This window comes from Quyinboa sediminis, from assembly GCF_042219855.1.
In the GTDB taxonomy this organism is placed as follows: domain Bacteria; phylum Bacteroidota; class Bacteroidia; order Bacteroidales; family UBA5342; genus JBHJHP01.
In genome coordinates, this window is record NZ_JBHJHP010000003.1 from 57,550 (window position 1) to 81,928 (window position 24,379).

Consider the following 24,379-nt stretch of genomic DNA (forward strand, 5'->3'; position numbering starts at 1 on the left):
CAAAGGTAAAGGCAATTTTTAAGAATAACAAAAAATCAGGAATAATTCTGATTTTGAATAAGGAGTCACCTTTTCTCTAAATGGTTGTACCGGTCATGATTTTCGTACGGCAATTTAAAAAATACCGAAAAAAACAGGACTAAGTGACAGGTTGTGAGTTGAGATAGTGCCATAATGACATGTTTTCATGCTTATTATTGCAATTATTACCGGTTTTTTAATTTGGCGTCAGATTTGAAAAAGCTAAGACAAAACATTAAAACTGAATATAAACAAAAACAATAGGAGGATTAAATTATGACACTCGTAAGATTTAACAACAACCCGGTAAGAGCATCATTTCCTGATTTTTTTAGCGATGTAATGGAAAATATGTTCAACAGTAATGAAATGGATACACCTGCATTTACAAAACCTTTATGTAATGTAATGGAAGACAAGGAAGGTTTCAGTATTGAATTTGCACTGCCCGGTTTCAGTAAAAATGATGTAACAATCGATGTTGATAATAATGTACTGACTGTAGCCGGTAAAAAGGAAGAAAACAAAAAAGACAAAGAACAGAATTATACCAGAAGAGAATTCTCCTATGGTGAATTCAAACGATCGTTTACCTTACCTGAAACAGTGGATCAGGATAAGATTAAAGCAACATTCAGCGATGGAATTTTAAATGTTGAAATTCCTAAAAAACCGGAATTACAGCCAAAATCGCTGAAGATCAATATAAACTAATCAATAATCTGGTTGATTTACAAAAGGGTAGCTTAACGGTTACCCTTTTTTTTATTCGTGATCCATATCAATGTCGGGTATTATCACCGGCCGATGTTTTTGTATAACTGCCTTTTTTCGCCATGTGCCCATTCGATGATAGACCACAGAAAGGACCAGGCCGATGAACCAGGCAATTGGTATGGCCCACCAGATGCCTTTTGAGCCCCACATGCTGCTTAGCCACCAGGCTAGTGGAATGCGGGCAATCCACAATGATGCGAGGGTGATAAACATGGGAACAAGTGTGTCGCCTGCACCACGAAACAGGCCATGATAAGTAAACATGGTTGCAAATATGACATAAAACGAACAGACTATGCGTAGATATTCCTTCCCGGCCGTTACGACTTCCGGAGAATTTGTAAACAGTTGCATCAGCTGGTCATCAAAGAGAATAACCAGCAGCGAAACCCCGACAGATATGCCACCTGCCATAATCAAAGTCGTTACATGGCCCTTATTTACACGATCCATACTTCCGGCTCCCACATTCTGACCTACGAATGAAGAAAGTGCTGATCCGAAAATCATGGCCGGCATTGAGGCTATGGCATCAATGCGTCCGGCCACCGTGTAAGCCGCCAGAACACTTGTCCCGAACTGACTGACAATTGTAATTAACGCAGCCATCCCCAATGCGACAAAGGTCTGTTGGAAGCCTGTCGGCAAGCCAATTCGTAAACTCTGGCGGAACAGCAGTTTGTCGAAAACCATCTCCTTGATTTTGAATGAGATAAGCTCATGTTTCCGGTTCAGATAGATAGCCGCACTGATAAACGCCGTACCGTGTGCAATAATGGTTGCCAGTGCCACACCACTAACCCCCATTTTAAAAACTACAACAAAAAGAAGATCAAGTGTTATATTCACACCTGTGGCAAGAATTGTGAAAAAGAGCGGGGTTCTTGAGTCCCCGAGTCCTCTTAATACAGATGTGACCCCGTTGTAGCCAAAGAAAAACAGCTGGCCTGCAACATATATTCTGAAGTAAACGGTGGCGTCATCAAAAACATTATCCGGTACATTTATCAGTCTGAAGAGTGGTTTGCTGAGTAATATACCCAGAACAGAGACTATGATAGCGGCAAAAAACAGAAAAATAAAAATAGTGGAAACAGCTCTTTTTACCTGGTCATTCTCTTTGGCACCGAAATACTGGGAGATGACTACAGAAGCACCGCTTCCCACACCAATCACCATGGCTATTAAAACATATATTACAGGAAATGATGATCCAACGGCTGCAAGGGCTTCCTTTCCTATAAATTTACCAACAACAATACTGTCTACGATAGAGTAGAGTTGCTGGAAAACATTCCCCAGTACCATGGGGAGGGCGAACATAAAAATTTGTTTGCTCACAGAGCCTTTGGTGAGATCTCTCATAAATGAATCACTATTGCCTATGTCTGCAAAATTGCAAAGGTGTGAGTTTTCAGGAAAAGAATAAAATTAAGGCTGAAAAATTGACGTTATTTAATAGGTGGCTGTTTGCTGTAAGCCTCTTCCATTGAAATGATTGTTTCAGTTGACGATATCCCTTCGATATTCTGAAACTGATCGTGTATAATGCTTAGCAAATGGCGGTTATTTTTAGCATAAACTTTCAGGAACATGGCATATTTACCGGTTGTATAATGCACCTCAACAACTTCAGGAATTTTATTGAGTTCATCAACAACGCTGTGAAATAAAGATGCTTTTTTTAGAAACACGCCAACAAAACCGCAGGTTTCATAACCCAGAGATGCCGGATTGAGAATAAACTCAGATCCTTTAATGACCCCCATATTAATAAGGCGTTGAATACGTTGGTGAATGGCAGCACCTGAGACATCGCATTCCCTGGCAACTTCAAGAAAGGGAATACGTGCATTTTCACAGATAATAGATAATATTTTCTTGTCAAGTTCGTCTAATTCGCGGTGTGCCATAGTTTTATATGTGTTATGATATTGGATGGATATTCAACTCTCCAAACAACAAATCTAATATATTAATTATAATTTGTAAGCAAAAAGGCCAAAAAAATATCAGATTCTAAGGTTTTTAAAATCCGAACCGGTCGGAGCCTGGAATACCCTTAAGCCAAATTCAGGAATTATAGCCAGCACATGGTCAAAAATATCAGCCTGGATAGCTTCATAGTTTGCCCATGCCTGATCATTGCTGAATACATAAATTTCCAGGGGAATTCCTTTCTCATTAGGCTGAAGCTGTCTCACAAGGAACGTCATTTCCTGATGGATTTTAGGGTGTTGCTTCAGGTAGTTTTCCAGGTATTTTCTGAAGATACCAAGGTTGGTCATTCTGCGACCGTTGAAAACTTCATTTTCGCCAATATTCAGTTTTTTATTGTACTGCTCAATTTCTTTCTCTTTATCGTTCACATAGTCTTTGAGCAAATGGAATGTTTTAAACTTTTTAAGCATCTCAGGTGGTGCAAACATCACACTGCTCATGTCTATATTGATGGACCGCTTAATTCTTCTTCCGCCGGATTCACTCATGCCACGCCAGTTCTGAAAAGAATCAGAAACCAGGGCATAGGTAGGAATTGTTGATATGGTTTTATCCCAGTTCTGCACTTTTACGGTTGTCAGATTTATCTCTGTGACGTCGCCATCGGCATTATACTTGGGCATTGAAATCCAGTCGCCCGGCTTCACCATATCGTTTCCACTTAGCTGAACACTGGCAACAAGTCCCAGTATGGTGTCTTTAAAAACAAGGATAAGGACCGCAGCAAGAGCACCAATACCGGTAAATATCCGGGTCATATTTATGTTGAACAGGATGGATATGATGGCCAGGAAAGTGAAAATGTAAAATATGATTTTAAATAACTGTACATAACCTTTAATGGATCTGTTCTGAGAAATCGGAAACTGGTTATATATGTCGTGCAATGCATCAATAAAGGCAATCAGAACAAATAAGATGTTGAGTGCTATGAATATAAAACAGATATCTTCAAGGAATGACAGAAAGAGATTGGATCCCGGAAAAGCGGTCGGAAGCAGATAGTATACCACCAGGACAGGAGCAATATGGGCCAGCTTACTGAATACCTTTCGTTCCAGTAGAATATCATCGTATTTGTTTTTTGTTCTCTTAATGATCCGGGCAACAATAGAGATGATAATCTTTCTGAATACAAAATCGACAACAATACTCAGCAGGATGATCACCGCAATGATGCTGATTGTACGGAGGGTTTCTGCTGTGGTTTCAGCAATGCCATGACTGGTGAACCATGTGAGTATTGTGTTGCTGAGCTTCTGATAAAATTCAATATCCATTTGACTTAAAATTACTATTATTGTGAAAAACAAAATTATAATAAAGACAGATGAAAAAAAATGGTCTGATGGTACTCTTGTTATTATTCAGTGTAATTGTTTGTGCTGAAGTGAATTATAGCGAGTATTTTACCGGAAATGTTCTTCGTGTAGATGTATTACTGGCAGGTAACAGTTCTTCACAAAAGGCTTCTGTTTCTCAGATTTTTAAAGAAAAAGAGTGGGGAGGCAGAAAAAACAGGCTCGATGAATTCCAGGGCAAAGGTGCTTATAAATTCGAAATATATGATTTAAGTACCGGAAAACTGATCTACACGGATGGGTTTTGTACGCTTTTCCAGGAATGGCAGACTACTGAAGAAGCTGATAATATAGATCGCTCGTTTGAGAATACGCTTTATGCCCCAATGCCTAAAACAGATATCAGGTTTGTGCTTATTCACCGGAACGATGGTTTTCTTACAGATACGTTGCTTAATTTTAATCTGGATCCCAAAGGTGAAATTGTTCGTCCCTCTGAAACTCCGGATTCTGAAACACGCGATATTCTAATAAGCGGAAATACGGAAGCGTGTATTGATATAGTTCTTATTGCAGAAGGTTATACAGAAAATGATAAATCACTTTTTTTTAAGGATGCCCGGAATTTTGCGGATGGGTTGTTTACTTCAAAACCCTTCGCCGATAATAAGAGCAGGTTTAACATCCGTGCTGTAATGTCTTACTCAGAGGAGGCCGGAGCCGATGATCCGAGACAGGATGTCTATGTGAAGACGGCGCTTGATGCGTCCTATAATACGCTTTACAGTGATCGTTATCTGATGACAAATGATCTGTATGATGTCAGCAATTACGCCTCCCTTGTGCCACATGATCAGATTATTATTCTGGTAAATACGGAGAAATACGGTGGGGGCGGTATTTACAACTTTTACAGTATTAATTCAACAAGGGGGAGGAAAAACCAACAGGTGTTTATCCATGAATTCGGCCATTCTTTTGCCGGTTTGGGCGATGAATACTATACGTCAGATGTATCGTATAACGATTTTTATCCGACTGATATTGAACCATGGGAGCCGAATCTTACAACACTTGTAAATTTTGAAAGTAAATGGAAGGATATGCTTGATCCTGAAACCCCTGTGCCAACGCCTGCAAAGGAAAAGTACAATACCACTGTTGGTGTATTTGAAGGAGGAGGCTATGTTGCCAAAGGTGTTTACCGTCCGTATATTGACTGCAGGATGAAGACCAATGAGGCCGAAGATTTCTGTCCGGTCTGTGCAAGGGCCATAGTCCGCACCATTAATTTTTATACAGAGGCGGAATAAATTCTACCAGAAATTATCAGGAGATTCTGATTTTGTCCCGGTTTCATCCTGCGCAGGTACTGTGAATTTATCACAGTCCAGTTCTGTATTAAAGCCGGCCGGTTTTTCAAAGTCTTCCATGGGATCATAACCCAGTGTGGAATCGGCATATACACTCTTAAGATACAGCGCGAAAATAGGTAAGGCCATCTCAGCGCCCTGTCCATTTGTAATATTGTTGAATCGAATAGACCGTTCTTCTCCACCGACCCAAACTCCTGTTACCAGGTTAGGCAAGACACCCATGAACCAGCCATCGGACTGATCCTGTGTGGTTCCGGTTTTACCTCCGATAGGGCCTCTAAAATGATACTTAAACCTTAATCTGCCACCAGTACCACCGGGCGTATCAACAACACCCTGCAGAAGATTAAGCATCAGATATGCGGTATTTTCATGGATCACCTCTTTTTTATAAGGTGAGAAAGTGGCAATGATGTTGCCATCCTTATCTTCAATCCGGGTTACAAATACCGGATCGGTCATAACGCCATGGTTGGCAAATACTCCGTAAGCTTTAACCATTTCCTTAACAGAAAAATCCGGCGTTCCCAAACACATGGACGGTACGGCATCAATACTGCTTGTAATGCCCATGGAATGGATCAGATCTGCCAGTGTTTTAGGCTTAAACTCATTCATTAATCTGGCAGAGATAAAGTTGTTGGATTTAGCCAGACCCCACTTCAGGGTAACCATCTCGTTCAACCTGTCATCGTCACTGTTGTCCGGCGTCCATGGCCGGCCCAGATCATCATATATGGTTATTGGTGCATTTAGAAAACGGGAACATGGTGTGTAACCTTCCTGCATTGCCAGAGTGTAAAGGAAGGGTTTAATGGTTGAACCAACCTGACGATGGCCGAGTGATACCATATCATACTGAAAATAGGAATAATCAATGCCACCCACATAAACTTTTACATGGCCGTTCAGCGGATTCATAGACATCATGCCGGATCGCAGATAGTATTTCATGTAGCGTATGGAGTCCATAGGACTCATTACCGTATCAATGTCTCCGTTCCACGAGAACACGGTAGTACTTACCGGTGTATTAAAGATTTTAAGAATAGAATCCCTTTTAACACCTGCAGCTGTTAACCGGCGATACCTGTCGGTATTTTGCATGGCGCGTTCCAGAAATTCGTGCATCCGTTCTATTCGTTCTTTGTCACTGCTACCTATTTTACCGGAGTAGGGAGCATATGGACTGTTGGCTTCCTGTTTGAAGAATTTCGGCTGGACATCTTCCGATAAGTGTTTATACATGGCCTGCTGGGCATATTTCTGCATGCGCGAATCGATGGTTGTAAAGATTTTTAAGCCATCGGTATACAGGCTGTAATTTGATCCATCGGGTTTGAAATTTTTATTACACCAGCCATAAAGCGGATTTGTAGCCCAGGATATACTGTCGGCAAGGTATTTGCCGCTTCTGATATCCCATCCTCTGTAGTTCTTTTTAAGTGGCTTTTCAGCCGTCATAAACTGACGGATAAATTCTCTGAAATAGGGTATGGGCCCCACTTTGTGATCAACCTTATGATAATCCAGTACGATGGGTAAGGTCTTGAGTGAATCAAATTCTTCGGTCGAAATATAATCGGCATTTTTTAACTGCCCAAGTACTATATTTCTTCTTTTTTGTGTTTTTTCAGGAAAGCGTTTAGGATTGTACAGGGTGGGGTTTTGCAACATTCCCACAAGCATAGCTGCCTCCTCTATTTTCAGATCTTTGGGCGTGGTATTGAAATATACTCTTGCGGCCGTCTGAATACCCGTTGCATTATTGTTAAAATCGAACTTATTCAGATACATTGTCAGGATTTCCTCCTTGGTGTAGAAGCGTTCCAGCTGAACTGCGATCACATATTCATTCAGTTTCTGAAAAATACGTTTTATAAAACTCACATTGTAGGCATTTTCTGTGTACAACTGCTTTGCCAGCTGCTGTGTAATGGTACTGCCACCACCTGAATTTCTTCCTGTTACAACGCCTGTTACAGCACGTAATATTCCTTTGGCATCGATACCGGAATGCTTGGCAAATCGAATGTCCTCTGTTGATATAAGTGCATTGACGAGATATGGAGAAAGATCATTATAATTTATTTTTGTCCGGTTTTCCCCCTGGAAATAGATAGATCCAAGGACAACGTTATCGGATGATATCAGTTGTGTTTCATATTTGTTTTTCGGACTTTCAATTTCCTGGATTGGAGGAATATAACCAAGATATCCCTTTGATATTGCCCAGAACAGTGTGATAACCGCTGCAATACCCAGGATAAAAATCGACCAGAATAATAGTACGTATTTTTTGTAACTGGTTGGTTGTTTGGATTTTGTCTCCTTCATTAATGTGAATTTTAATGCTGATACAGATCAGTGCAAAGGTAAAATATACTTTCTAAATACCAATTTTATAAAAACGTTGTTGTTCTGTAATTATTGGCTCGGGATATTAATTTACCTTTGCAGCTGAATTTTTCAGATGGACAAAACTAAAGCACTCGAAAACGAAGCGATTGGCAAACTGATGTGGCGGTTTTTCGTGCCTGCATTCATTGGTGTAATTGCCAATGCACTGTATAATATTGTTGACAGGGTATTTATCGGACAGGGCGTAGGATCACTGGCACTATCCGCTATCGGGGTAATCTTTCCTGTAATGCTTATTGTAATGGGATTTGGTATGTTGATTGGCGTTGGTGCCGGCGTACTGGTCTCCATCCGTTTGGGAGAACGAAACAGAGAGGGTGCTGAGCAGGTCCTGGGGACAACCCTGCTATTGATTTTAATTGTTTCCACCTTTATCGTACTGGTTGTTTTTCTCATAAAGAAGCCCTTGCTGGAATCATTTGGCGCTACAGCCGAGACACTTGACTATGCCAACAGCTATCTGAATATAATATTGCTTGGAACCTTTTTTACCATGCCCGGATACTCTTTAAATAATATGATCCGGAGCGAGGGCAATGCAAGAATAGCCATGTATTCCATGTTGCTTAGTGCATCGGTGAATATTGTGTTGGATTACCTTTTTATTATGGTTTTTAAGTGGGGCGTTGAAGGGGCTGCATGGGCTACCGTTATTTCCATGTTTGTTTTATTTGCGTGGGTATTCATACACTTCAGAAGTTCCAGAAGTGTGATCAATTTCAGGCCGGAACTGGTGCGTTTCGACCGTACCATTGCAAAAAGCATTATTGCCATAGGAATGGCACCTTTTGCCATGCAGATTGCTTCCAGTGTGGTTCAGGGACTCGCCAACAAAATGCTGATAAAGTATGGCGGGGATATAGCCGTTGGTGCTTTAAGTATTGTTATCAGCGTGGTCAGTCTTGTGGTTATGTCTGTGATTGCAATCAACATGGCGGCTCAACCAATTATTGGCTTCAATTTCGGTGCGAAAGTTTTTTCACGGGTTAAAAAGACCCTCCGTATCGCACTGATCTCGGCCACACTGGTGAGTATATTTGCCTGGATATTTACCCAGTTTTTTCCGGAATATATTATTATGCTTTTTAATGATGAAGATCCCCTGTTGTTGGATATTACACTGAGGGCGATTAAGATCATCACGATGACCTTTCCCATTATTGGTTTTCAGATTGTAGCCGGTAATTATTTTCAGGCTGTTGGTAATGCAAAAACAGCAATTTTTCTGACCCTGCTTCGTCAGGTACTGGTGTTGATTCCATTGCTGTTTTTTCTACCCGGTTATTTTCAACTTGACGGTATCTGGTTCAGTTTTCCGGTTTCAGATGTGGTATCTGCACTTGTTGTGTTGGTTTTTATGATCAGGGAATGGCACAGGTTAACGCAACTTTCTGCTCCTGCCACTTCTCCTGAATCTATTCGTCTTTGAGCAGGTCAGGTCTGAGGCGTTTTGTGCGTTCCACAGACTGTTCAAATTCCCATTCACTTATTTTTGCTTCATGACCCGAAAGGAGGATATCCGGAACCTTCCATCCCCGGAATTCAGCAGGGCGTGTATAAACCGGTGGTGACAGCAGGTTATCCTGAAAACTGTCTGACAAAGCCGATTGTTCGTCAGAAATAACACCCGGTATCAGTCTTACCACCGCATCGGATATGATGGCCGCAGCCAGTTCACCACCTGTAAGGACATAATCACCGATGGAAATCTCGCGGGTAATAAAATGATCACGAATGCGTTGATCAATACCTTTATAATGGCCACAGAGAATAATGATATTTTCATATAACGACATGCTGTTAGCCATTCTCTGGTTCAGCAGTTCGCCATCGGGTGAAGTATAGATTATTTCATCGTATGTACGCTTTTCCTGAAGTTCTTCTATCGCTTTTGCAACAGGTTCAATCTGAATAACCATGCCTGCACTGCCCCCAAAGGCATAATCATCCACACGTTTGGTCTTGTTGGTTGAATAATTCCTTAGGTTCACCACATTGAATTCTACCAGACCTTTATCCTGTGCCCGCTTTAAAATTGAAGTGTGGAGCGGACTCTCCAGAAGTTCAGGCAGAACAGTAATGATATCTATCCTCATGATGTAGTTTTTGGCAAAAATAAAAAATACAAGTGGCAATGGACCCTAAATCTTTAAGATAATTTAAATTGATAGTAAAATTAAAAATGCGTAATTTTAATCTAAGTCTGAGAGCTTAAACGATAAAAGGACCATCATGAAAGATAAAATGATCACTGTAGCCACACATAGTTATGAAAAAGCCCAGTTCATAAAAATGGAACTCGAAAGGGAGAATATAGAATGCTATCTTAGTAATATAAACCTTATTCAGGGATCATTTTCAGGTGGCGTTAAGGTCAGGATTGACGAGGAGGATCTTGATAAAGCCCTGAAAATAATTGAACGTATTAATGAAGTATATTTTAAGGAAGAGAAATTACCAGAATTTCCCAACAGGGTACTGGTGCCTGTAGACTTTTCCGAATATTCCTATAATGCATGCGTATTTGCCATTAGTCTGGCCAAAACCATTGGCGCAGAGATTGATCTTATGCATACCTATTTTAGTCCGCTGATCAATACCTTGCCATATACCGAAACTTTCTCATACGATTTGAATGTAGATAAAACACTGAAGCAGATTGAGGATAAGGCAAAGACTGATATGGATAAGCTTCATGCAAGGCTGAAAAAGCAAATGAAGGAGGGAACTCTTCCAAATCTTAAAACAAAAACCATTTTAAACGAGGGTGTCCCGGAAGAGGAAATTCTGAGTTATGCTAAAAAATACCGTCCACAGATTATTGTGATGGGAACCCGGGGTAAAAACCGGAAGAATGATGATTTAATAGGGAGTGTAACTGCCGAGGTGATAGAGAGAGCCAAAGTTCCGGTTCTGGCTATCCCTGAGGATACCCCGTTTAACAATATCAGCCAGGTAAAAACACTGGCTTACGTTACCAGTTTTGCAGATAGCGATCTGGAAGCTATTGATAAGCTTATAAGGATCATTGGTAAAAATGATGTTAAACTGCATTGTGTTCATCTTGGACATGAAGGTGAAGACCCTTGGGATGAAGTCCAGTTGAATGGGTTGCAGGATTACCTGAACAAGAAGTATGCCGGTAAAAATATTGAATGCGAACTGATGGAAGGAGATGATTTACTGGTTTCAATGGATAAACTCATCAGAGAAAAGAATATTGATATCATAACATTAATAACCAAACGGCGTAACATTATAGCCAGAATGTTTAACCCGAGTATTGCCCGAAGAATGATCTTTCATACAGACACTCCATTGCTGGTATTTCATGCTTAATGCATTTTGTTGAAACCCACAAATAAAGGACTATGAACACCCTGACCTTTAAGGAAGTATATGATTATATACTGGATAACAAACTTTACAGGGACCCAACGCTCACACCATCACGGCTTGCGCATAAGCTTAATATGCCAACGACAGATCTGAAAAAACTGTGCGTTGAATATTGTGGAAATGACTTTACCCGGTTCATAACTGAGCTGCGTGTCAGGGAAGCTAAACGAATGATTGAAGAGAGTTGTTACAGCGGATTTTCCATTGATGCAATTGGCCGGATGGCAGGTTTTAACTCTAAAAATGAATTCGTGGCCAGCTTTAAAGAGTTGGTAGGACGCATGCCCTGTGACTACAAGGCAAGTTATAAGTATATATTCTGAATTGGATCCGTAAAGATTGGGAGCTGGCTGATTCGTGGATCAGGCTAAACAGGAGATTATTGGTCCTGATTAAAATGGGTTGTATTTCTTAAGTTTCTAATAGTGAGTTCTATATAAATTGAAATTCGCCGTAGTACAACAACTACGGCGAATTTTATTTGGACTTTATCAGCCCTTTTTATGATGAATATTGCTTCTAAAAGCCGGATTATTTATCACTTTTTTCAACCGGACAGGTCCTGTCGTATTTGCAACAAGCCGGCAGGTTATTATACGTTTCGTCCTTTGCCTTATGCTTTCCGGTATCATGTCCTGCTTTGGCTATGGCTGTCTGGATTTTATCCTTATCCGTTTTGCTGTCATCAAATTTGACTTCCATCATTTTGGTTTCCTTGTTCCAGTCTGCAGAAGTAACACCTTCCACTCCATTGGCTGCTTTTTCAATGCGTTTTTCACACATGCCACAATTCCCTGATACTTTAAATTTCTCTGATTTGTTTGCTGCAAATGATGTTAACGATACAGTCAACATCACTGCTACTAAAATTAAAAAGTTACGTTTCATATTAATTTGTTTTTATTGGTTATTAATATAGACCTATGACATAAGATATAAGACCCAAGACTTTTTTTCTTGTATCTTGATTCTTGTGTCCTGATTCTTGTGTCTAATAAATCATTGTTTTCTCAATCGTAATGCATTTGATATGACCGATACCGAACTGAAACTCATGGCGGTTGCAGCAATAACCGGCGACAGTAAAATACCGAAGAACGGGAAAAGAATTCCTGCGGCAATGGGAACACCCAAAGCATTGTAGACAAAGGCAAAGAACAAGTTCTGCTTAATGTTTCGCATGACTTTATGACTCAGTTCCCGTGCCCTGACAATACCGTTAAGATCACCTTTTACAAGGGTTATTTCAGCGCTCTGCATGGCAATGTCAGTTCCTGTTCCCATGGCAATACCGATGTTGGCCTGGGTCAGGGCAGGGGCATCGTTAATGCCATCTCCGGCCATGGCTACGATATGGCCCTGTTCCTGCAGTTCTTTCACCTTGTTGTATTTGTCATCCGGCAGACATTCGGCGGTATAGCTGTCCAGCTTAAGTTCTTCGGCAACGGTTTTGGCCGTAAACTGATTGTCACCGGTTAACATATGTATTTTAACACCCATTTGATGCAATGCTTTAATCGCTTTAGCCGTAGACTTTTTAATGGAGTCGGCAACACTTATGATGCCTTCAACGTTATGGTCTGTTACAAGGTACATCACTGTATGTCCTTCCGATTGCCATCTTTCCACAGTATCTTCAACTGTTTTGTCCGGTTCGACTCCAAATTCCTTAAGAAAACGTTGGTTACCTAAACCTGTTTTCTTCCCCTTATATACGGCATGAACGCCTTTTCCCGATACGGACTCAAATTTCCCGACTTCAAAAAGTTTTATGTTTTTGTCTTTTGCACCATTGACAATAGCATCTGCAAGTGGATGCTCACTGTTGGCATCTATAGAGGCTGCCAGCTGAAGAACATCTTCATCGCTGAGTTTGCCAAAAGATTTATACCGCTGCAGTTTGGGTTTTCCTTCAGTTAGCGTTCCTGTTTTATCCACAATCAGGGTATCCACTTTATTCATTTCTTCAATAGCCCGCGCATCTTTAACCAGAACACCGGATTGAGCTCCGCGTCCGGTTCCTACCATAACCGACATCGGAGTTGCCAGTCCCAAAGCGCAGGGACATGCAATAATCAATACGGAGACTGCATTGACAAAGGCATATACATAGGCCGGTTCAGGTCCCCATATGGCCCAAATGGCGAAGGTAATTAACGCCACAGCCACAATGATCTGCACAAAATACTTTGCAGCTATATCTGCTATATTCTGTATTGGTGCCCTTGTCCGGCTGGCCTGGTTGACCATATCAATAATTTGTGATAGCAGGGTGTCTGATCCCACTTTTTCAGCTTTCATCCGGAATGTGGTCTTCCCGTTGATTGTTCCACCCGTGACTTGATCATCCACTGATTTGTCTACCGGAATGGATTCTCCCGTAATCATGCTTTCATCAATTGTGGCTTCACCTTTGATGATGGTGCCGTCTACAGGAACCTTTTCACCCGGTTTTACAATTAAAACATCTCCGGCCTGAACCTCTTCAAGCGGAATCTCTTCTTCCTGATTCTGATGTAAGATGTGTGCAACCGGAGGCACCAGGTCAAGCAAGGATTTTAATGCCGAGTTGGTTTTATTATGGGCTCTCAGTTCCATCACCTGACCAATTAATACCAGGGTCAGTATCATGGCTGAAGCTTCGAAGTACACATGCACATTACCCTGATCATCTTTGAACTGATCCGGGAAGATTCCGGGCATAATCAGTGCAAGAACGCTAAAGATATAGGCAGCACCGACGCCGATGGAAATCAGGGTCCACATGTTGGGCGAACGTCTACGGATGGAACTGTAACCCCGCTTGAAGAAATCCCATCCTGCATAAAATACCACCGGTGAAGCCAGGGCAAATTCTATCCAGGACCACACTTTTTTCGATGCAAGGCTTTCCAGATTCAGAAAGCTAACCATGCCCGACATGGCAATGATAAAAACAGGAATGGTGAAAGCCAGTGCAATCCAGAACTTTCTGGCCATTTTAAGATAAGCCTTTTCAGTATCGCTTTTTTTCTGCTGTTTTTCAGGAACGAGATCCATCCCGCACTTAGGGCATGTCCCCGGATGATCCTGTTTTACCTTAGGATGCATCGGACAGGTATAAACCGTTTCAGTTTGCGTTGATTTTGAAGCCGATTCAATCTTATTCAGGTGCATGCCACAAACCGGGCAATCACCGGGCTTGTCGTAAGTTTTGTCTCCTTCGCACTGCATCGGACAATAATACTTTCCTGCATTGTCTTTTTTATGCACATGAGGTTTATGTTCCGGCATTTTCATTTCTTCGCCAACCGGAATCAGATGCATGCCACAAACGGGACAGTCGCCCGGTTCATTGTAGGTTTTATCGCCCTCACACTTCATTGGGCAGTAATAGTTCTGATGACTCGTATCTGCTTCCTTATGGATATGGTGCCGGTGTTCATGATGCGCATGAGCCCCGGAGTGAGAATGAGCATGTGCTTTGGATCCCACAGGAACTAGGTTCATGCCACATACAGGACATTTGCCTTTTTCGTTGTATGTTTTTTCACCTTCACACTTCATCGGACAGTACCATGCATTACCGTTATTTTGGGGCACCATGCTAAATGACGGTTTACCTTCGGATGAAGCTTCAGTTTTTGTTGCCTTCAGGTTCATACCGCATACAGGGCATTTCCCGGGTTCATCATATGTTTTGTCTCCTTCACATTTCATGGGGCAATACCAGGCTTTATCCTGATCCTTTGGAGCCATTACAAAGGCGTTTTTATGTGTATGCATTGCTGAATTTTGCGAATCCTTCTTAACAAGGTTCATTCCACAGACCGGACATTTTCCGGATGAACCATATGTTTTGTCTCCCTCGCATTTCATTGGACAAAACCAGGTGTCGTTGCTGTTGTTATGTGCGTGATGTTGCGCCTTACTTTGAACTTTTTGTTCAGCGCTGTCAGCGACAAGATGCATGCCACATACAGGACAGTCACCCGGACTATCATATGTTTTATCACCTTCACATTTCATCGGGCAATAATAGGTCTTAATATCTGTGTATTCCATATCCAGAATGTTTTAACGCTCCTTAATGCGTTTTGCTTTTTCTTCGTATTCTTTATCGTCTATTTCTCCCCTGGCATATCTTTCATTTAAAATATCCAGAGCTGATTTACTGCTTTGGGAAGTCATATTCGGGCCTCTGTTCACAGTTCTGGAAATGATCCAGATGATCAGGATCACCACTATGATCCCAATGATCCAGCCAAATCCCATTCCCCAATTCATTCCTCCATAACCGTGCATGATAAGTTGTTTTGTATTAAACTAAATTCTGTTTGTTCATATGCCAACTGAAAATCAGTTGCTTTGAGAGTTCATCTGCATATGATGATTCTGGTTCATCATCATGCCATTGCCGCCGTTACCCATGTGTCCCTGATGATTCATCATATACATCATTTGCGGATATTGCATCATCTGGTTGACCAGGTGCTGACTCATTACAGTATCAGTGGCACTTACATTCACCATATTTTTCATCATCAACTGCATCATTTGCGGATTATTATGCATTAAACTCATCATCTGGCTTCTGTTCATCATGTACTGCTGAGCAGAATCATTCATGGTCCCGTTCTGATGCATCATATGCTGTCCGTTCATGTTGCTGTTCTCATTGTCGCCGTTCATTTGTGCATTGTTCCACATCATCATGGCGTGCTGGTTGCCATGCATGTTCTGCATGAACTCTGACATGAGCTGATGATCGTTCTGTATGGCATTAAACAACTCCTGTTTGCTCTCTTTATTTTCAAGCAGTTTATTGATCGTTTTTGTCTGTCCGAAACTGTTCATTGTCATCAGGGCAAACATTGAAATTATTACCATTAATGTTTTCATGACATTGAATTTTTAAGATTAAAACTATTAAATCATCGTGTTGATACGATATATGTTATACTGTGCTTTCACACTTATAAGGGTGGTACATCTGTCAATTATTTTCAACATACCGATTTTCTGTTACTTCGATTGATCCTTGATCAATTCTGATTTTTTCTCAAACTCCCTGGTTCCGATTTCACCTTTGGCATACCTTTCTTTTAAGATGTCCAGGGCAGATTTCCTGTGCCTGCTTTGGGGATATGTTTCAGGTTCAATTACCCGGAATATAATCCATGCTAGGATGACCATCAGGATGACTCCGGCAATCCAACCGTATCCCATCATTCCCCAATACATTCCATTAAAACCGTACATTTTAACCTCCGTTTTTAATTATCATAAAGTTACGTCCCTTTAAGCCCGGAAACATTACACTATTTTTAGTTTGTGTTACATCATTTTCAGGTTTCCTGTTGCTCTTCAGGACATTCTGCTCCATCTGTAATATCACATTTATTGCAGTTCCCGCTGTCATCCATAGCACATGACCGGATATTGATTTTGGCATCTTTTCTAACAAACAGCTTAAAACTGAATAGCAACATTAAAACAGCCAGAAGCAAAACTGATAATATGATTGTTTTAAATATCATTTTAATATGCTTTGAATATTCAATGTCTTCATTATCAATAACATTATGAATGCTTAAATGCTTAGATATTTCACCTTATTTAGTGTAAAAAAGTTTAAAACTGAGTTTACACGAACAGTTCATACCTTATCAATGGATTGACGTTTCTGATCTCCCAGGTTTTTAAAATATGAAGGTGTAAACCCTGTAACTTTTTTAAACTGCCCGGAAAGATGTGCCACGCTGCTGTATCCCAGTTCAAAGGCTATCTCACTTAATGTCATTTCATCGTACACCAATAGTTCTTTCACCCGCTCAATTTTAAGACTGATCAGATGTTTTTCTATGGTGGTTCCTTCCACAGATGAGAAAAGCGAACTCAGATAATTATAATCCAGGTTTAGCTTATCTGCCAGGTAGTCAGAGAAATTCCGGGTTTTTTCGCCTGTTTCTTTATATACATATTCAATGGTCAGCTTTTTAATCTGTTCTATCAAACGGCTGCGTGCGTCACTAATCAGTTCAAAACCGGTTTCATTCAACGCTTTTTCAATGTCATGCATTTCTGCATCAGATATTTCTGAATCAATGGTCACTTTGCCCATTTCAACCCGGGCATTACCGTAACCTGCATCGGAAAAGATACCGGAAACAGCCATGATGCATCGGTTACAAACCATGTTTTTAATGTAGATTTTCATGGTATTTTATTTTAAAACTTCTTCTGTTGCCCCACAGGTCAGCATATCCTCACCAAAATAGGGATTTCGAATATCTTCTGAATTACTGAACCAGAAGGCGCCTTTGTCATTGTTGGCCATTGGACAAAACTGATAATAAGTTGTAATATCCTTTAAATCAAATGTTTTAACTGTTTTATAGAATGTTTCATTAAAACCAACGAATGCTGCACGCTGTTTCTCTAAATCATTTGAACCGGAAATGTCAGAAAGTTTCTGTTTCAAAACTTTTAGCTGATTCATCCACACCATATGGCTTTCACCTTTTAACAGTTCCATGTCAACCTTCCCCATGGCACTTATAACATCTGCAGCCTCTTTACTTATCAATCCAGGGTCTGATGCCACAAACGCATCTTTCATTTTCAGATATGAATGGTAAACTGTTATCAGTTGGGACTGAAACTCAGGATCAGTAGTTTGGGGCTGAATAACATTGTTATTCTCCTGGCTCTTCGTGAGGGTTTCACTTTTATTAAGGCCCTCACCCGTGCTTCCTGGATTCATCATGCTTTTTGCTCCCTGCAGCTGTGCCGCTGCATCAATTTTAAATACACCGTTCACCGCAATTTCTTCTCCGGCCGTCAGTCCACTGGCCACGACATAAAAATTACCCGCTTCCGGACCAAGGTCAATTTGCCGGTATAAAAAGGTTGGATTTTCACGCTCGGGCACTTTAACATAAACCACAGCTCTTTTACCGGTCCATAATACGGCAGATTTTGGAATCAGAAGGTCATTACTGCTGGCTGTAAACTCCGATTCCACTGTGCCGTTAACAAACATCTCGGGTTTTAATGCATCTTCCTTATTGTCAACATTGACCCTGACTCTGGCCACACGCGTTGAACTGCTGATAAACGGATCTATATAACTGACTTTTCCTTTATATGTCTTTCCGGGAAGGGCCTGAACCGTAAAATTAACCATATCACCTTCTTTAATCCACGGCAGATCGCTTTCATAGGCATCAAATACAACCCACAAATGTGAAAGATCTGCGATACGGAACAGTGGATTACCTTCCTTTACATAATCTCCAAGGGCCACATGCCGCATCATAACGGTTCCTGAAATAGGAGATAATACGTTGAAATTTAGCTGTGGTTCTCCTTTCTCCTCAATTGCCTGAATCTGATCATCGGTGAGATCCCACAGTTTTAGCTTTGACTTTGCCGCATGGTATATGGCAGGTCTCGATGTTTTAAAGCTAATGGCTTCCAGAAGTTCCCGTTGAGCAGCGATCAGTTCCGGCGAATAAATGGATGCCAGTTTTTCTCCCTTACGGACTTTCTGCCCTGTAAAGTTGATAAATAACTTTTCTATGCGTCCACCATAACGAGCGGTCAGCTCGGCAATATTGCGTTCATCCACCTGTATCTTGCCCTGAAGATAGATGGTTTTCTGAGGTGTTCCCCTGGTGACCGTCATGGTTTGAACATCGGCCAGCTTTATAGCAGATTCAGTCATGCTGATCTCATCAGGATTAACACTTTCGTCTGCCTGCAGAGAGCTGAGCGGAATAAGATCCATGCCACAGATTGGACATTGTCCCGGTTTGTCGCTCCTTACCTGAGGATGCATGGAACAGGTCCAGATGGTGGTCTCCTCTTTATGGGAATGTCCTTCGTGAATTTCCTGTCCGGCCGGTGCTGTACTTTGTTTATTTCCCTGATGGAAAAACAGCCACCCTATGAAGAGTCCTGCTATCAGGGTTCCTAAAATCAATTTGTAATTTTCCTGTATCTTTATAAATATCTGTTTCATGATTTCCGGTATTAATTGCCCATTAAATAGTTGATAAATGAAATCGATGCCTGTTTATCTGTTTTAGCCTTTTCCAGTTCAAGATTATAGGCCAGAACTTTGCGTTCCATGCGAAGGATTTCTTCAAAATTACGGTTACCCGTGGCATAGTCTGTTTCCAGCAGTGAAAGTGATTTGTGTGCAAGATCCAGCTGTGTACGATAAAGCTGAATGCGACGCTTAGCATCCCTGTAATCTTTCCAGCTGTTTTCAAATAGTACAGTTAACTGGTTCTTTTTTCCTTCTTTCTCACTTTCCTTAGCCGATTCCTGATAATTGACCTCTCTTATCATCGCTTTATACTTGCTGCGGTACAAAGGAATGCTTACACCAACAGTCGGAAACATAAATGCATCCGTGCCGGCAAGATTGTTTTCCCCCTTCCCGATTATGGTGTAGTCAAGCCCGATCTTAAAGGAGGGTTTACCCATATCTGAAGCTAATTCTTTCCGGTAGTCCAGCGCATTTTGTTCGTAGCTGATCGCGGATATCTGATGGTTGCGTGTCAGAACTGAATCCAGCGCTGTCTCACGACTCAGCGGGAAGTCATTCAGCCAAAGCGAATCCGGTACCTCAATTAAAAACGTACCTTCGTCATTAAGTAAGCTGTAAAACGTTGTTTCAAGAACATGTTGTTTATCATTTAACAGGGCCAGCTGATTTTCCAGATCATTGATCTCTATCGTAATCCGGTATTCATCGAGCGAAGAAACCAGCCCAGCCTCAACCTTTACGGTTGCAAGTTTTCTGAAGCTTTCCAGAATGCCGATGTTCTCTCTGGTAATGGCAATAGCCTTCCGGTTCAGATAGAGATTATAATAGGTATTCCGTACATCGTTAAATAATCCGGACTTCGCATCTTCAAAAGCCTCGTATTTTGATCTGGCTTTCTGTAGAGCCACATTTTCCCTGTTCCCTAATGTTCCGAACCACGGAAACATTTGCGAAGCAGACAGCTTTAAACGTTGTGGTCCCACCCGCGTTTCAACGGGTTGCACAAAGTAAGCGAAAGCCACCTGTGGATCAGGCAAAGCCTTTACCTGGGGAGCCACTTCAAGCGCCGCCATGTAAGCATTGAATTTCATCTTCAGATTCGGATTATTTTCAGCTGCCTTCTGCAGATATCCATTCAGTGCACTCTGGGCCCATACTCCTGAAGTAAGCATCAGGAAAAGGATTCCTAAAATGATTCTATGCTTCTTCATGTTTGTTGTGTTTTATTGATTTTAGTTCCTTTTTTACACGTTTTTCCTGCCACATGCTGTAGAATACCGGTACAACGAACATCGTCATTACCTGAATGATCATACCTCCAAACAGCGGTATAGCCATAGGGACCATGATATCGGATCCTTTACCTGTGGATGTCAGGACCGGTATCAGGGCTATAATGGTAGTCGCTGCAGTCATCATTGCGGGCCTTACCCGTTTGGATCCGGCTTCGAGTACCGACTTTCTCACTTCTGCAATGCTTAAGGGTTTGTTTTTTTCAAACACCTGTTTCAGGTAGGTTCCAACAATAACACCGTCATCAGTGGCTACTCCAAACAGGGCAATAAACCCTACCCAGACAGCCACACTCAGATTAATGGTCCCCATCTGAAAAAGCTCATGGATGTTGGTTCCGGCGATACTGAAATTCATAAACCAGGGCTGGCCGTAAAGCCAGATCATCATAAATCCACCGGAAAATGCCACCAGAATACCTGAAAATGTCATTAAAGAGACAATGACAGACCTGAACTGGAAGAATAAAATCAGGAAAATAATGACCAGCGAAACCGGCACAACAATCATTAAGCGTTTTGTCGCTCTGATCTGGTTTTCATAATTCCCGGTAAATACGTAGTTCACATTGGCAGGGATTTTCAATGATCTGCCGGAAATCAAGTTGTTGAGGTGTTTTTGTGCATTCTCAACCACATCTACTTCGGCATATCCCGGTTTTTTGTCAAAGATGACATACCCTACTAAAAAGGTGTTTTCACTTTTAATCATTTGAGGACCCCGGACGTATTTGATATGAACCAGTTGCCCCAAAGGTATTTGTGCCCCCGTGGGTGTCGGGATAAGAATTTTTTTCAGGTCCTCAGGATTGTCCCTGAATTCACGTGCATAGCGCATTCGTACAGCATACCGCTCACGACCTTCAACTGTAGAGGATAGTTTCATACCACCCACAGCGCCACTCAGTACGTTCTGGAGTTGTTGTATGCTGAGTCCGTACCTGGCTACAGCATCCCGGTCGATTTCCATCTCCAGGTAAGGCTTTCCAACCACACGGTCGGCGAAAACAGACATGGGTTCCACACCATCCACTTGCTTTAGTGCATGTTCCAGTTCCAATCCTGTTTTTTCGATGGTTTCCAGGTTTGGACCAAATACCTTAATTCCCATTGGTGCGCGCATACCGGTCTGTAGCATGATCAGCCGTGTTTGTATGGGCTGTAGCTTTGGTGCCGATGTTAATCCCGGAATAGTCGCTTTTTTTATGATTTCATTCCATATATCATCAGGTGTCCGGATTTCATCACGCCACTGTCTGAAATAGTCTCCGTGTTTATCCTGAATAAGCCGCGATTTATCAATGCTGCGAAAACCATCCCTGTCCTGTTTATAGGTTGAACCATCCTTCAAAATAAAGGCATCATCCTTGTCGGTTTTGAACCGCATCCGGTGTCCGTCCTCATTCAGAATATATTCCGGTTTGTAATTGATGATATTTTCGTACATAGAGGTTGGTGCCGGGTCAAGGGCTGAGTTTACTCGGCCCCATTTTCCGACAACATTTTCCACTTCAGGAATAGAATTGATTCGTTTATCAAGAAGGGCAATCACTTCCAGGTTTTCAGCTATTCCGGAATGAGGCATTGTAGTAGGCATTAACAGAAAAGAACCTTCATCAAGTGTGGGCATAAATTCTTTTCCAACACCGGGAAATGTGCTTTCTGCGGACTGCCATACGGACGTATTTTTTAATCCATCAGGCATGAAGCCGAATACTTTACCAAATCCCTGCCATACCATAATTCCGAATATGACCACCAAAACCGGTATGGATAGAAACTGCCACTTATGGCTCAGGCACCATTTCAGTATTACGGGGTAAAAATGAACAATGGACATAAGTGTGCCCAGGATGATCCCTACCAGCACAATGGCAAACAGATAGTTGACAAAGAAACTGGTCTGTGCACCAAGTGGCATCCAGATTTGTGTAAGATAATAGATGACGACGAACAGGGTAAGGATTACATTGATCAGGTTCACGTATTTGCGTTTATCTTCCGGCCAGCGGTTTTCATACAGATTATTTACTCCAACGGCCATAAGGATAAGCGCAATCAGATTTCCAGTAAAAACGGCCAGCAGTAAACCGGCTGCCGCCAGAATGATATTAAAGATAAACCGGATCTTCTTTTTATCGAACCGTATGGAAAAAATCATATTGGCCAACATCGGAATGAATACGATTCCGATGAAAAGTGCCGATAACATGGCAAAGGTTTTGGTGAACGCGAGGGGCCGAAACAGTTTACCCTCGGCCGCCTGCATGGCAAATACCGGTAAAAAACTGACTACAGTAGTCGCAAGCGCAGTGATAACGGCACCGGCTACCTCAACTGTAGCGTCGTAAACCACTGTGAGCAGTCTTCGTCCTTTAGCACCCTTATTCTCCGGCATGTCCAGATGCCGGATGATATTTTCAGTGAACACTACACCTACATCCACCATAACCCCAATGGCAATGGCTATTCCCGAAAGTGCCACGATATTGGCATCTACGCCAAAGCGACGCATAATGATAAAGGTCATCAGTACACCGATGGGCAGCAGACTGGAGATCAGAAAGGATGCCCTTAGGTTTAACACCAGCACAATCACTACAAGAATACTGATCAGAATTTCAAGGGAGAGCGCTTCTTCCAGTGTGCCCAGGGTTTCTTTTATCAGACCTGTGCGATCGTAAAACGGAACGATGGTTACTTTCGAAACGGTGCCGTCTGAAAGTGTTTTGGAAGGCAGACCCGGTGCAATTTCGGCGATCTTATCCTTTAGGTTTTCAATGGTTTTCATGGGATTAGCACCATACCTGGCAACAACAACACCACCGACCGCTTCGGCGCCTCCTTTATCGAGTCCTCCACGACGGGTTGCAGGTCCGTAATTGACTTTAGCCACATCTTTCAGACGAACCGGCACATTGTCCCTTGTGGTAACCACACTTTCCTCCAGATCATTAATATTCCTGATGTAACCCAGTACCCTGACAAGATATTCCACACGGTTGTATTCAATGGTCCGTGCACCGATATCCAGGTTGCTGTTTTTAACGGCTGCCATAATCTGGGCCACATTCACCCCATAAGCTTTCATGGCATTCGGGTCAATATCCACCTGGTATTCTTTTACAAAACCACCTATGGAAGCTACTTCGGAAACTCCTTTGGCTGAAGTAAGGCCGTAGCGGACGTAAAAATCCTGGATGGTACGCAGTTCCTGAGGGTCCCATCCACCTGCCGGATTTCCATCTTTATCGCGCCCTTCAAGGGTGTACCAAAACACCTGTCCCAGCGCAGTGGCATCCGGTCCCAGGGCAGGAGAGACATCCTGAGGCAGAGTACCCGCAGGCAATGAGTTCAGCTTTTCCAGTATCCTGGTCCTGCTCCAGTAAAAATCTACATCATCATCGAAAATGATGTAGATACTGGACAATCCGAAAATGGAATTACTTCGAATGGTTTTTACACCAGGAATGCCAAGCAGAGCCGTGGTAAGAGGATAGGAAATCTGGTCCTCAATATCCTGCGGTGAACGACCGGCCCACTCTGTATATACTATTTGCTGGTTCTCGCCGATATCCGGAATGGCATCTACGGGAACCGGATCGGAAGGGAGAATTCCTGTTTCCCAACCGAACGGAGAATTAATGATTCCCCAACTGATGAAAACAAGCAGTATTAAAAATGTAACCAGTTTGTTTTCAAGAAAAAAACGAATGATTTTATTAAGCATAATTTACCTGTTATTGTTCCGTA

General features: G+C 41.9%; 20 protein-coding genes. 5 read left to right on the forward strand and 15 right to left on the reverse strand.

Annotated features, from left to right (window positions below):
• Positions 1 to 297: 297 nt before the first annotated feature.
• On the forward strand, positions 298 to 735 hold the full coding sequence (locus ACE1EF_RS08280; protein WP_375720175.1) for an Hsp20/alpha crystallin family protein: 438 nt from the start codon (positions 298 to 300) through the stop codon (positions 733 to 735).
• Between the two features lie 51 nt (positions 736 to 786).
• Here ACE1EF_RS08280 and ACE1EF_RS08285 read toward each other — a convergent pair whose 3' ends face one another.
• The 3 genes from ACE1EF_RS08285 to ACE1EF_RS08295 all read right to left on the reverse strand — a co-directional run bounded on the left by ACE1EF_RS08285 (position 787) and on the right by ACE1EF_RS08295 (position 4,079).
• A complete protein-coding gene (locus tag ACE1EF_RS08285) occupies positions 787 to 2,163 on the reverse strand; it encodes an MATE family efflux transporter (protein WP_375720176.1) in 1,377 nt (458 codons plus the stop codon).
• 86 nt (positions 2,164 to 2,249) lie between these two features.
• A complete protein-coding gene (locus ACE1EF_RS08290) occupies positions 2,250 to 2,711 on the reverse strand; it encodes an Lrp/AsnC ligand binding domain-containing protein (RefSeq protein ID WP_375720177.1) in 462 nt (153 codons plus the stop codon).
• A gap of 99 nt (positions 2,712 to 2,810) precedes the next feature.
• Positions 2,811 to 4,079 carry a mechanosensitive ion channel family protein gene (locus tag ACE1EF_RS08295; RefSeq protein ID WP_375720178.1) on the reverse strand — a complete coding sequence of 423 codons (1,269 nt, stop codon included), beginning with the start codon at positions 4,077 to 4,079 and terminating at the stop codon, positions 2,811 to 2,813.
• 50 nt (positions 4,080 to 4,129) lie between these two features.
• Here ACE1EF_RS08295 and ACE1EF_RS08300 point away from each other — a divergent pair, with 50 nt between their 5' ends.
• Positions 4,130 to 5,413: a M64 family metallopeptidase gene (locus tag ACE1EF_RS08300; protein WP_375720179.1), complete on the forward strand. Its 1,284-nt coding sequence runs from the start codon at positions 4,130 to 4,132 to the stop codon at positions 5,411 to 5,413.
• A gap of 3 nt (positions 5,414 to 5,416) precedes the next feature.
• Here ACE1EF_RS08300 and ACE1EF_RS08305 read toward each other — a convergent pair whose 3' ends face one another.
• Complete coding sequence (locus tag ACE1EF_RS08305; RefSeq protein WP_375720180.1) at positions 5,417 to 7,813, reverse strand: transglycosylase domain-containing protein; 2,397 nt, start codon at positions 7,811 to 7,813, stop codon at positions 5,417 to 5,419.
• A gap of 136 nt (positions 7,814 to 7,949) precedes the next feature.
• Here ACE1EF_RS08305 and ACE1EF_RS08310 point away from each other — a divergent pair, with 136 nt between their 5' ends.
• Positions 7,950 to 9,326 (forward strand): MATE family efflux transporter, encoded by a 1,377-nt coding sequence (locus tag ACE1EF_RS08310; RefSeq protein ID WP_375720181.1) that lies wholly within the window; start codon positions 7,950 to 7,952, stop codon positions 9,324 to 9,326.
• On the opposite strand, the gene trmD is transcribed toward ACE1EF_RS08310, so the two are convergent.
• The gene (trmD, locus tag ACE1EF_RS08315) at positions 9,313 to 9,993 is read right to left on the reverse strand and encodes a tRNA (guanosine(37)-N1)-methyltransferase TrmD (protein ID WP_375720182.1); all 681 of its coding nucleotides are present in this window, start codon (positions 9,991 to 9,993) and stop codon (positions 9,313 to 9,315) included. The two genes, ACE1EF_RS08310 and trmD, sit on opposite strands and share 14 nt — an antisense overlap.
• A gap of 136 nt (positions 9,994 to 10,129) precedes the next feature.
• Here trmD and ACE1EF_RS08320 point away from each other — a divergent pair, with 136 nt between their 5' ends.
• Together ACE1EF_RS08320 and ACE1EF_RS08325 are read left to right on the forward strand one after the other, a co-directional pair.
• Complete coding sequence (locus ACE1EF_RS08320) at positions 10,130 to 11,236, forward strand: universal stress protein (protein WP_375720183.1); 1,107 nt, start codon at positions 10,130 to 10,132, stop codon at positions 11,234 to 11,236.
• 32 nt (positions 11,237 to 11,268) lie between these two features.
• On the forward strand, positions 11,269 to 11,619 hold the full coding sequence (locus ACE1EF_RS08325; RefSeq protein WP_375720184.1) for a helix-turn-helix domain-containing protein: 351 nt from the start codon (positions 11,269 to 11,271) through the stop codon (positions 11,617 to 11,619).
• 208 nt (positions 11,620 to 11,827) lie between these two features.
• Here the strand turns inward: ACE1EF_RS08325 and ACE1EF_RS08330 are convergent, their stop codons facing one another.
• The 10 genes from ACE1EF_RS08330 to ACE1EF_RS08375 form a co-directional block, all read right to left on the reverse strand.
• Entirely contained in the window at positions 11,828 to 12,184 is a 357-nt protein-coding gene (locus ACE1EF_RS08330) for a heavy-metal-associated domain-containing protein (protein WP_375720185.1), read from the reverse strand.
• Between the two features lie 111 nt (positions 12,185 to 12,295).
• Complete coding sequence (locus tag ACE1EF_RS08335; RefSeq protein WP_375720186.1) at positions 12,296 to 15,340, reverse strand: copper-transporting P-type ATPase; 3,045 nt, start codon at positions 15,338 to 15,340, stop codon at positions 12,296 to 12,298.
• A gap of 12 nt (positions 15,341 to 15,352) precedes the next feature.
• Positions 15,353 to 15,580: an SHOCT domain-containing protein gene (locus ACE1EF_RS08340; protein ID WP_375720187.1), complete on the reverse strand. Its 228-nt coding sequence runs from the start codon at positions 15,578 to 15,580 to the stop codon at positions 15,353 to 15,355.
• A gap of 54 nt (positions 15,581 to 15,634) precedes the next feature.
• Positions 15,635 to 16,177: a hypothetical protein gene (locus tag ACE1EF_RS08345; protein WP_375720188.1), complete on the reverse strand. Its 543-nt coding sequence runs from the start codon at positions 16,175 to 16,177 to the stop codon at positions 15,635 to 15,637.
• A gap of 123 nt (positions 16,178 to 16,300) precedes the next feature.
• Entirely contained in the window at positions 16,301 to 16,537 is a 237-nt protein-coding gene (locus tag ACE1EF_RS08350) for an SHOCT domain-containing protein (protein WP_375720189.1), read from the reverse strand.
• An 86-nt stretch (positions 16,538 to 16,623) separates the two neighbouring features.
• A complete protein-coding gene (locus tag ACE1EF_RS08355; RefSeq protein ID WP_375720190.1) occupies positions 16,624 to 16,815 on the reverse strand; it encodes a hypothetical protein in 192 nt (63 codons plus the stop codon).
• 119 nt (positions 16,816 to 16,934) lie between these two features.
• A complete protein-coding gene (locus tag ACE1EF_RS08360; RefSeq protein ID WP_375720191.1) occupies positions 16,935 to 17,495 on the reverse strand; it encodes a helix-turn-helix domain-containing protein in 561 nt (186 codons plus the stop codon).
• A 6-nt stretch (positions 17,496 to 17,501) separates the two neighbouring features.
• The gene (locus ACE1EF_RS08365; protein WP_375720192.1) at positions 17,502 to 19,301 is read right to left on the reverse strand and encodes an efflux RND transporter periplasmic adaptor subunit; all 1,800 of its coding nucleotides are present in this window, start codon (positions 19,299 to 19,301) and stop codon (positions 17,502 to 17,504) included.
• A gap of 11 nt (positions 19,302 to 19,312) precedes the next feature.
• Complete coding sequence (locus tag ACE1EF_RS08370) at positions 19,313 to 20,545, reverse strand: TolC family protein (protein ID WP_375720193.1); 1,233 nt, start codon at positions 20,543 to 20,545, stop codon at positions 19,313 to 19,315.
• Positions 20,532 to 24,356 carry an efflux RND transporter permease subunit gene (locus ACE1EF_RS08375; RefSeq protein ID WP_375720194.1) on the reverse strand — a complete coding sequence of 1,275 codons (3,825 nt, stop codon included), beginning with the start codon at positions 24,354 to 24,356 and terminating at the stop codon, positions 20,532 to 20,534. The genes ACE1EF_RS08370 and ACE1EF_RS08375 overlap by 14 nt, the downstream gene beginning before the upstream one ends.
• Positions 24,357 to 24,379 lie beyond the last annotated feature (23 nt).